We start from the raw sequence: 3290 nt of genomic DNA on the forward strand, positions 1-3290 counted from the left end.
TGGCACTATGTAGATTTTGATAAGCAATATTCTTATCCGGAGATGCAGGCATTTTTAAAGCAAGATACCGCGACTAATGCCTATACCAAACTGAACTTTTTGATAGGCGAATTAAAAAAGAAAACACTTACCAAAAGCAATAAACTGCTTTGCCTGCGTATGCTGATCCACATTGTTGAGGATGTTCACCAGCCAATGCACACCGCGCATACCGAGGATAAAGGCGGTAACGACATTAAACTAACCTGGTTTAATACCCCAACCAACCTGCACTCTGTTTGGGATAGCCAGCTGATAGATTTTCAGCAGTTAAGTTATACCGAATATGTTAGCTGGATAAATCACACCACTGCAGCGCAACGTACCGAATGGCAAAAAGCACCTATCAGCCAGTGGTTGTTCGAATCGAGCCAGATAGCGACTAAAATTTACGCGGGCGTAAAAGACGGCGATAAGGTAAACGTGTATAAATACAATTTTGACTACATAGGTACCCTTAACAACCAGTTGGTAAAAGGTGGCGTTAGATTAGCAGGCGTACTTAATCAATTGTTTGGTTAATTAGGAGAGTAGTTGGTTAGGTGAGTGGTTTCAAAAGTATAACCATTCACTTAATCAACCCAATCAACCACTCACTCAAAAAATGAAAATACTAATGGTTTGCCTTGGTAATATATGCCGTTCGCCACTGGCGGAGGGCATAATGCAGCACCTTGCAGATAAGGCGGGCCTGGATTGGCAGGTCGATTCCGCCGGTACCGGCGACTGGCACATCGGCAGCGCACCCGACAGACGTTCTGTTAAAGCCGCACGTGATGAGGGGATAGACATTAGCAAACAAGTTTGCCGTTTGTTCCGCACCGGTGACTTTGATGAGTTCGACCTGATATTGGTGATGGATAAAAGCAACCTGAGCAATGTTTTGGCCATGGCCCGTAATGATGAAGACCGCAATAAAGTGAAGATGCTGCTGAATGATAAGATAGTCCCCGACCCATATTATGACGATGCCCAGTTTGCCCCGGTATTTAAACTAATAGAGGCAGGATGTAAGGAAATCATCAAACAATACAGCCATTAATTGATACCTTAGGTGAATGAATACTAAACCGGTAATGGTGTTAAGCGCCATTTTTTTAGCTGTAATTGGCCTTGCCTTCACGTTTATGCCACAAGAGATAACCGCCTTTACAGGCTTGGGCTTCAGCAAAATTTATCAGCTGCAGTTACAAATAATGGGCGCTTTGTTTTTTGCCTTTGCCATGCTCAACTGGATGGCAAAGGGAGCCATAATTGGCGGCATATATAACAGGCCTATTGCTATTGCTAATTTTGCACACTTTTTTATTGGTGGGGTGGCTTTAGTGAAGGCTGTTGTAAGCAATATTCATCTGCCTTATGCCGTTTGGATCATAGCGGCTATTTATTCAATTTTTGCAATATTATTCGGCATTATATTTTCAAGACACCCATCTCAATAATTAAATTATGAAAGCATTATTTGTAAGCTTAATCTTAACCTGCACCGTGTTTATGGCCGCTGCACAAAACACAGCCGTTGATAAAATGACCACATCGTATATAGGTGTGAAGAATGCTTTAGTTGGAAGCAATGCCACATTGGCTAAGACCCGCTCTGCAGAATTGCTTGCCGCGTTGTCAACCCCGGTTAAAGGATTACAGCCTGCGCAGCAAAAGCTATTGGCAACCTATCTGGATAAACTAAAATTTGATAGTCGCCACATTAGCGAAACTACCGTTATTGATCATCAGCGCGAACATTTTGCCAGCTTATCTAAAAATATGTATTCGTTACTTTCGGGTTTAAAGCTGAACAGCACTACTGTTTACCAGCAATACTGCCCCATGAAAAAGGCGGCCTGGTTAAGCGAATCTGAAGATATCCGCAACCCATACTATGGCGATGATATGCTGGAGTGCGGTAAGGTTACAGCTACCTTGAAAGGAGCGAAATAATACATAAGTTCGTGACAAGTGTTCACGTTCACGGCCGTGAACACTATCGTGAACACGCAAATAATTGATAATAAGGAGCTTAAAAATAAGCTACTGACGAAATAACGTCACCATTAAATCCAAAACCGGGGAGAGGAAAATGAATAAAACAAAGAAAGGCCTTGCAAACGCAAAGCCTTTCTCTTTTCATAGGTAGATGAAATATTACGACGCTAAATAAACGTTGATCACCTTAATGGTTTCTTCTTTGTTTTTATCAGAGCTCCATTTTTCTTTCCCGGATTTTTCGGCAAGGGCAAATAGTTGCTCGTAAAGTAGTTTGCCATCTTTTTTGCCGCCTAACTTAATGGTGGCGTTTTTAGCGAAAACAGTATCCCAAGCAGCACGCACATCGGTCCAGTAGGTTTGCTGGCCTGCCCACCATTTTTTTGCGTAAGCAAATTTGGCCTCATCAACTTTGGTAAATTCTTCGTAGCCTTTTTCTTGCGCTATTACCTTATCGCCATCGGCAGATCGTACTACTTTATTGTTATCCTGCTCATACATCCAGCCTTGCGGGGTTAGGTAGATACGATTACCGCGAGCCAAAACATTGTAATCGCTGCGTTTGGTAAACTCGCGGCGTGGCAGCGGCGAATCAGTTTTACTTTGCCATTCGTGGCGGCCGTCAACATGTACCCAGGTGCCAATGCTTTCGTAACGGGGGCTGTCATCAACCTGATAAACCTTTTGGATCCAGCGGCCTTTTACATCAGCTGGTTTAAGCGTAACTTTCTTCCAGGTGTTTTCTTTCTCGAACGCAAGCATGGTAGGCTGTTCATAAACCCAGTCTTCGCGCCAGTGTTTAATAACCAAGCTATCGCCAACAACCAATAAATGCTGAATAGCGATCTTTTTAGGCGAATCTTCAACAACTATAGCCCACTCGTAACCCCATGAATGGTAGCGCGGATGGAATTTATAGGCCGTATCCGGCGAAAAGGTTTCCGCGTAGTTGAAGGTTACTTTATAGTAGCCGGCTAATGATTTGATAGCAGCCCTGTCCTGCTCAAATTTAGATTGTGCAGATACGCTGATCGCGCAAATGCAAAGTGCTAATAAGAATATAGTTTTTTTCATTATGTTTATTTAGATTAAATCTAAACAAAGAAAAGCATTATTATTTATTTTACAATACTTCGACAATAAAAAATTTAATTAAGTGTTTGAAATCAGGAAGTTAATAGTGTATTTTTGCTTTATGATCAAAAAGTCGGGGATATTATTGTTGGCCTTGCTGTATTTAACTACAGCATCCGGCTTCGCCCTGAACT

General features: G+C 42.2%; 5 protein-coding genes. 4 read left to right on the top strand and 1 reads right to left on the bottom strand.

Annotated elements, in window-relative coordinates; all coding sequences use genetic code 11:
- From JWQ85_RS00240 to JWQ85_RS00255, 4 genes are all read left to right on the top strand, one after another.
- Positions 1–561, top strand: a 561-nt coding sequence (locus JWQ85_RS00240; protein WP_299462145.1) for a S1/P1 nuclease, incomplete at its 5' end; no start/stop codon positions are given.
- Positions 562–643: 82 nt separating this feature from the next.
- Positions 644–1081 (top strand): low molecular weight protein-tyrosine-phosphatase, encoded by a 438-nt coding sequence (locus JWQ85_RS00245; RefSeq protein WP_299462148.1) that lies wholly within the window; start codon positions 644–646, stop codon positions 1079–1081.
- 16 nt (positions 1082–1097) lie between these two features.
- Positions 1098–1481: a hypothetical protein gene (locus JWQ85_RS00250; protein ID WP_299462151.1), complete on the top strand. Its 384-nt coding sequence runs from the start codon at positions 1098–1100 to the stop codon at positions 1479–1481.
- A 7-nt stretch (positions 1482–1488) separates the two neighbouring features.
- Positions 1489–1977 (top strand): DUF3347 domain-containing protein, encoded by a 489-nt coding sequence (locus tag JWQ85_RS00255; protein WP_299462153.1) that lies wholly within the window; start codon positions 1489–1491, stop codon positions 1975–1977.
- Between the two features lie 204 nt (positions 1978–2181).
- On the opposite strand, the gene JWQ85_RS00260 is transcribed toward JWQ85_RS00255, so the two are convergent.
- Positions 2182–3096, bottom strand: coding sequence for a DUF6607 family protein (locus JWQ85_RS00260; protein ID WP_299462155.1), 915 nt, complete (start codon positions 3094–3096; stop codon positions 2182–2184).
- Positions 3097–3290 lie beyond the last annotated feature (194 nt).

The organism is Mucilaginibacter sp., assembly GCF_028288105.1.
GTDB lineage: Bacteria > Bacteroidota > Bacteroidia > Sphingobacteriales > Sphingobacteriaceae > Mucilaginibacter.

What these genes read in the sequence shown, in the direction of transcription:
- JWQ85_RS00245 (WP_299462148.1), top strand. Translation starts at nt 644, where the DNA reads ATGAAAATACTAATGGTTTGCCTTGGTAATATATGCCGTTCGCCACTG.
- JWQ85_RS00250 (WP_299462151.1), top strand. Translation starts at nt 1,098, where the DNA reads ATGAATACTAAACCGGTAATGGTGTTAAGCGCCATTTTTTTAGCTGTA.
- JWQ85_RS00255 (WP_299462153.1), top strand. Translation starts at nt 1,489, where the DNA reads ATGAAAGCATTATTTGTAAGCTTAATCTTAACCTGCACCGTGTTTATG.
- JWQ85_RS00260 (WP_299462155.1), bottom strand. Translation starts at nt 3,096, where the DNA reads ATGAAAAAAACTATATTCTTATTAGCACTTTGCATTTGCGCGATCAGC.